This is a genomic window from Dietzia sp. SLG310A2-38A2 (assembly GCF_014145095.1).
GTDB lineage: Bacteria > Actinomycetota > Actinomycetes > Mycobacteriales > Mycobacteriaceae > Dietzia.
The window spans coordinates 1-5888 of sequence record NZ_JAALDX010000075.1 but is presented as its reverse complement, the minus strand read 5'-3'; the positions used below and the strand labels follow the sequence as shown (position 1 = coordinate 5888).

At 64.3% G+C, this 5888-nt stretch carries 7 protein-coding genes and 1 pseudogene; 6 read left to right on the top strand and 2 right to left on the bottom strand.

Annotated features, from left to right (window positions below; all coding sequences use genetic code 11):
- On the bottom strand, positions 1-394 hold a 394-nt coding region (locus tag G6027_RS03185), incomplete at its 3' end, for a suppressor of fused domain protein (RefSeq protein WP_182635342.1).
- A complete protein-coding gene (gene fgd, locus G6027_RS03180) occupies positions 391-1410 on the bottom strand; it encodes a glucose-6-phosphate dehydrogenase (coenzyme-F420) (protein WP_182635340.1) in 1020 nt (339 codons plus the stop codon). The genes G6027_RS03185 and fgd, both read right to left, overlap by 4 nt.
- 390 nt (positions 1411-1800) lie before the next feature.
- On the opposite strand from fgd, the gene G6027_RS03175 reads away from it, so the two are divergent.
- The 6 genes and pseudogenes from G6027_RS03175 to G6027_RS03155 form a co-directional block, all read left to right on the top strand.
- On the top strand, positions 1801-2535 hold the full coding sequence (locus tag G6027_RS03175) for a SipW-dependent-type signal peptide-containing protein (protein WP_241726765.1): 735 nt from the start codon (positions 1801-1803) through the stop codon (positions 2533-2535).
- Positions 2536-2698: 163 nt separating this feature from the next.
- A pseudogene (locus G6027_RS19430) lies at positions 2699-2839 on the top strand (SipW-dependent-type signal peptide-containing protein); the annotation flags it as partial.
- 126 nt (positions 2840-2965) lie between these two features.
- Positions 2966-3388, top strand: coding sequence for a hypothetical protein (locus G6027_RS03170; RefSeq protein WP_346995612.1), 423 nt, complete (start codon positions 2966-2968; stop codon positions 3386-3388).
- A 39-nt stretch (positions 3389-3427) separates the two neighbouring features.
- On the top strand, positions 3428-4093 hold the full coding sequence (locus G6027_RS03165; protein WP_182635336.1) for a SipW-dependent-type signal peptide-containing protein: 666 nt from the start codon (positions 3428-3430) through the stop codon (positions 4091-4093).
- A 5-nt stretch (positions 4094-4098) separates the two neighbouring features.
- The gene (locus G6027_RS03160; protein WP_182635334.1) at positions 4099-4641 is read left to right on the top strand and encodes a signal peptidase I; all 543 of its coding nucleotides are present in this window, start codon (positions 4099-4101) and stop codon (positions 4639-4641) included.
- Positions 4641-5888: hypothetical protein (locus tag G6027_RS03155; protein ID WP_182635332.1), on the top strand; the 1248-nt coding region annotated here is incomplete at its 3' end. The genes G6027_RS03160 and G6027_RS03155, both read left to right, overlap by 1 nt.

The following is a 5888-nucleotide window of genomic DNA, read 5'->3' as shown; positions in this document are numbered from 1 at the left end:
CGAGCCCCACCGCGCCCGGGATCACCGCGCCCGGCGCCACGTGGATGGACCCGGTGGCGACGGCCAGCGCGCACGCGTCCAGGACGTCGGCCATGGCGCGGTGCCCGGTGCGGCCCACGGTGACGAACTCACTGCGGATCTGCCGGCCCTCGGGAGTGGTGACGTTGGTGGGGAGCTCCCGGGCGCCGACGGTGGCGTAGGTGGTGAACCCGGGCGCGGGGACGTTGTCGACGACGACGATGTCGCAGTGCCACTCAGTGGTCTGGCCCTCCTCGTCGGCTTCCGTCTCGTGCGGGTAGCGCAGGACGCGAACCGATTCGGCCACGTCGAGGAGGCCCTCGAGGCCGGAGAGGTCAGCCTTGTCCGGCCCTGGGACGGTGCTCGCGCCGCTCACGCCAGGTCACGCAACCGCGGCTCGAGGTCGGTCTTGAACAGGTCCAGGAACCGCTTCTGGTCGTGGCCCGGCGCGTGGAACACCAGGTGGTTCAGGCCCGCGTCGACGTACTGCTTGACCTGCGCCACGGCGTCCTCGGGATCGGAGGCGACGATCCAACGCTTGGCGACCTGCTCGATGGGCAGCTCGTCGGCCAGGCGCTCCATCTCGCGCGGCGAGTCCACCGAGTGCTTCTGCTCGGGGGTCAGCGACAGCGGCGCCCAGAAGCGGCAGTTCTCCAGCGCCGCGGCCGGGTCGGGGTCGTAGCTAATCTTGATCTCGATCATCCGGTCGATCTGCGAGGAGTCGCGGTCGTTGATCCCGGCGCCCTCCTCCACCGCCGGCAGGAGCTTGTCGGTGTAGAGCTCCATTCCCTTGCCCGAGGTGCAGATGAAGCCGTCACCCACCCGGCCGGCGTACTTGGCCACCACGGGACCGCCGGCGGCGATGTAGACCGGCACCCCACCCTCGGGCACGTCGTAGAGGAAGGCGTCCTTGGTGGTGTAGAAATCGCCGTCGAAATTGGTGGTCTCGCCGGTCCACAGCTCACGCATCAGGCGGACCGATTCGCGCAGGCGGGCGAACCGCTCCTTGAACTCGGGCCACTGGCCCTGGTGGCCCGTGGCGATCTCGTTGAGCGCCTCACCGGTGCCCACACCGAGGAAAATGCGACCCGGGTAGAGGCACGCCATGGTGGCGAAGGCCTGCGCGAGCACCGCCGGGTTGTAGCGGAACGTCGGGGTGAGCACGGAGGTGCCCAGCTGCAGGCGCTCGGTGCGCTCCCCGACCGCCGTCATCCACGCCAGGGAGAACGGGGCGTGGCCGCCGTCGTGACGCCACGGCTGGAAGTGGTCCGAGACCGTGGCCGAGTCCATGCCCGCCTGCTCCGCCAGGACCGCGTACTCGACCAGGTCGCGCGGGCCGAACTGCTCGGCCGAGGCCTTGTAACCGAGCTTCAGGGCGGAGGTGGGGGGCATCGACGACTCCTCGTGGGTTGTGTGAGTGACTTCACCGACGCGGTGGTCGGGGCACTGCAGCCGAGTATGCCAGCGCCGCCGCGCGGGAGTTCCAGACTTGACAGCCGTGGGGTCTCGTCCTAGTGACCTCGCATTATGCTGACAGGATACTGAGACCGTTGAGGAGTGCACAAACTTGTTGGCCCAATCTGAGCGCTCCGATGCACCGATCGGCCTGCCACGCTGGCTTAATGAATGTATGTCAACCATATGTCATTGTTAAGAAATCTGTGCAATCCTTATCCGGGGCCCGCCGAGGCCCAATGTCGATCAGCGTCCGAATCCGTACGGGGCCGACACTTCACACCACCTCTGGGCCCATCCGGTGGCCCCCATGGAAAGGCGCGTCTCTTGAACGCCAACGAACCCCTCACCCCCGACGCCCAGCTCAAGCAGCAGGAGCGCAGCCGCAAGCGCAAGGCCATCCTCGCCGGCGGCGTGGTCCTCGGCCTCGGTGCCGCCGTGACCCTGGCCGCGTGGTCCGATGATGTGTTCGCCGGCGGCACATTCAATACCGGCTCATTCGAGCTTCAGGGCTCGACCAACGGGACCGCCTTTGCCGACTACGACGGTCCCGACGGCCCTCCCCCCGCCGAGACCGCGACGCTGGCGTTCCAGCTCGACGCGCTCCAGATGGCGCCAAGCCAGACGGTTTATGCCCCGCTCACCATAGCCACTAGCGTCCCCACGTCTCTCGACGGCACATTCACTCTGGACTCGGTCTCGGCGGCCGGCAGCTACGACGAAGTCCTTACCTACCACATCTACTCAGGCGGCGAGACCCACGGTGAGTCCTGCAACCCGACCGAAGCCGCAGTGGGACTGACCCCGTGGACCGGTGGCGATACCGCCGAGGTGAATGCAGTCGTCGGACTTAACACCCCGCTCGAAGTTGAGGCGGGCCAAATTCCGGCGGGCCGACAGCACCTGTGCATTGCAGTGACTATGGGCAACGTTCCTGCAGAGGGCCCAGCTGGTGACGCCACTCGCGCGGCCAACCAGACTGCGGTCGAGGCCGCGACCGTAGGCCCAGACGATGCAACCACGGTCACCTGGGTGTTCAACGGCCTGTCTACCGACGCGTAGTTCCTCGCGGATCCCGAGGTCCATTCTCTGACCTGGCCAAAGAACTTCGAGGAGCCACCAACGCGTCCTCGACTCAGTTCAGCTGCACCTCGTCAACTCGACACTGAGCGGGGCGGCTGCTGCCGCCCCGCTCATTTCGTTTCAAACGCTGGAAGGCCCCTCTGTGACCGAGCCCACTACCAATTCGCGCTCGACTGACCACCGTCGTCGCGTCCGTGCGCTTCTGGCTGGCGGTCTCGTGTTGGGACTCGGCGCCGCCATGACGCTCGCTGCTTGGTCGGACGACATCTGGGTCAATGGTCAGTTCCGGGCCGGTCAGTTCAACGTCCAGGGAAGCCCGAGTACCACCTCCAGTCACACGTGGGGTGAGTATTCGACGCAGGGGGATAGTGCGCCCCTCGCTTTCTCGTCAGTGGTACCTACCATCGTGGTGCCGGGGGCCAGCTACTACGCACCGTTCAGCCTGGCAATAGACTCGACCAAGGCCGACTTCAACGGACAGGTCCGAGTCTCTGAGTACCTCGGTACGGGCGATCCGGCGCTTCGCTCCAAGCTCACGTGGAGCGCCACTGTCGTCCCCGGTCCCGGCAACTGCACTGAGGCCGGGTACCTTGCCGGCACCGCGCTCGTGCCCAGTGCTCAGGGCCCGGCCACGGACACGCTTCAGCCGGTCTCCTCTGCTTCCGGCACGGTGACTCTGGACAAGACGCTGAACACTACGGCCACCACCCCCAAGACGGTGTGCTTCAAGGTCACAGTGGCGTCCCAGGGCTCGGGCGTCGATCCGTCGACCAACCCGTATGGCACCGGGTCCGCGGGGCTCGTCTGGCACTTCACAGCGACTTCTGTGTAAGTACCTGTCGCTAATTCGCAGTTCGGAGGGAGGAGCGGGATGAGCACACATGATCGTTGGTGGCGCCAGACCCGTGTTCTCGCCGCAGCGGGCCTCGTTCTGGGCCTGGGCTCGCTGGCTACCGTCGCCTCCTTCCAGGACGGCACATGGGCGAACGGCCAGTTCGCCTCGATTCGCGGCGGGATCGAAGGATCGACGACCTCGACTAACGGGGTTAACGGGACGTGGAGCAACCATTTCACCTCCGGCAGTGCCGCGGTGATGGAGATGAACCCCTCCACCGGCCTGGTTCCCGGCGCGACGGTGTACTCCAAGTTCGCCCTGCGGACGAGTTCTGGCGTGACGAACCCGGCCACGGTCACCATGGGGACCGGCGTTGTGACTCTGAACGGCAGTTCGACCCCGACAATGGTCGACGCGGTTCGAGTCCGTGCGTACATGTCGCCCAACCACACCTGCGACTCCACCACAGTGACCCAAACCGGGGGAGTCTCCTATCTGCGGGGCACCGCCACGACCTACACCACCGCAGGAGCGGTGATCACCGGGCCCACGATCACTCTCCTGGCAGGGACGGACACCACCGCCGGCCCGGGCCGCACCGTCTGCTTTGAATACAGCCTCGCCAACAACGCGACCGCCGACGCGGCGAACGGCGCCGACTTCTCGGTCACGTGGCCCTTCACCACGATCATCGGAACGTGACGACGATGACCCATACCACACTCGGCCCTCGACACGCGGCTCCGACGACCCCACGCAGCCCCCGCATCGGGAAGTGGATAGGCGAGCGAGTTCTCGACCTGCTCGCGCTCGGCGGGGTCATCTGCATCATCGCTGTGGTCGCCGCGTTCGCGTTCAACATCTCGCTCATCATGTTCAAAACCGGCTCGATGAGCCCGACCATCCCGACGGGTTCCCTGGCACTCGTCCGCGAGATCCAGGCCTCGCAGGCGGAGGTCGGGGACGTCCTCACCATCGACCGCCCGGGGCAGCTACCCGTCACACACCGCGTCGTGTCGACTGCCCATGTCGGTGGCGGTGAGTATTCCATCGAGATGAAGGGCGATGCCAATGACAACAAGGACCCCGCCCCTTATCAGGTCACTCAGGCACGAGTGGTGATCTATTCGGTCCCCGAGCTCGGATACCTCGTCTCCAAGGTGTCTGATCCCCGCGTCATGGCGGGCATGACCATCGCCATGACACTGCTCGTCACCTGGTCATTCTGGCCACGGAAGAGGAAGACCTGATGTCCGTCCACACCCGTTTCCGCGCCGTCGGCCTCGCAACCCTGGCTGCCGTCACCGCCCTGTCCGTGGTGTCGGCAAGCACCGGTGACGGCCTCGTCGCGCAGACTGAAGCCGCCTACACAGACAGTGAATTCGCCAAGGCGGGCGTTGCCGCGCAGTGGCCGCTTGCCTTCACACGGCTGGTCGGCGGTAGCGCATACTCCTCGACCACAATCGCCGGATATCCTGACAATAATACGTATTCGAAGTCATTTGAATACGAACAAAGCCTCACAGGGCAAACCGCGATCGGATCTCCGGGCGATCCTCAATGGAAGTCTCACTGGAGAGGACCTGTTTCGCTAAACGATGGCGCCACGATGAACAACTACGGGCCCTTAGACGACGACAGAGCCCTCAACAATCAACGCGCGAACGTTGCGAACAACAGGTGGCAATGGCCTCATCCGGTAGACCTTGTAAGGCCTGGTGGCTTTAGATGTCAGTTCATTAATTCGTCCTTTGCCGACACCGAACCCCCCCCTAACCAATGCGGAACAACAGCGAACACCTTCGCGGCGGCCAGTCTCGACACGAGAGCCTACGGTTTCGGAGTACGAATCAACGTCGGCTCCCCTCAGATGATCAACTCCGCCGACATCAAGACCTCTGCTCGATGCAGCCTTACGACCCAGACAAACGGCAAACTCGCAGAGGCGGGTACCCCCACGGGCCGTATCGACATCGGGGTTGAGAGTCTATCGTTAACCGACCGGCTTGCTTACTCGGAGACCTTTCATACTCCCTGGCAAGGCGGCCCCGGACCACACTCCTTCTCAAGCTTCCAAAGGGTCCAGTGGCTTCTCAACGAGCCAACATTTGTACGGTACTTGCCGATTATTACAATGCGAGAGAGCCAGGATCCCCCGCACGCCTTTTCCGAAGTTGCGCTTTACGTGGAGAGCTGGACGGCCAGATTGCCTTTTCTGGGATCCTACGTACCTGACACTCTCGCCGCGAAGATGTACATCGTCCTTTCGCGATCAGAATGCGGCGTTAAACGCATATCGGACACCGAATTACCTCAGAAGAGTAGCGTCTTTCCCCTCAATGGGATGCCAGGAACCAATGCCCGCTCCGCTTACACGCCCGGCACAACGGCATACGCACCGAATTACTGGGACGGGGGGTTCACAAGCAATTCGGTTCCGTCAGCTCCTTTAGGTCGCCAAGCCTTATCTGGCTCTTCGCATCTGAGTGTGGGTGAG

Coding starts and splice junctions, on each gene's coding strand:
- G6027_RS03160 (WP_182635334.1), top strand. CDS start 4,099: ATGACCCATACCACACTCGGCCCTCGACACGCGGCTCCGACGACCCCA.
- fgd (WP_182635340.1), bottom strand. CDS start 1,410: ATGCCCCCCACCTCCGCCCTGAAGCTCGGTTACAAGGCCTCGGCCGAG.
- G6027_RS03165 (WP_182635336.1), top strand. CDS start 3,428: ATGAGCACACATGATCGTTGGTGGCGCCAGACCCGTGTTCTCGCCGCA.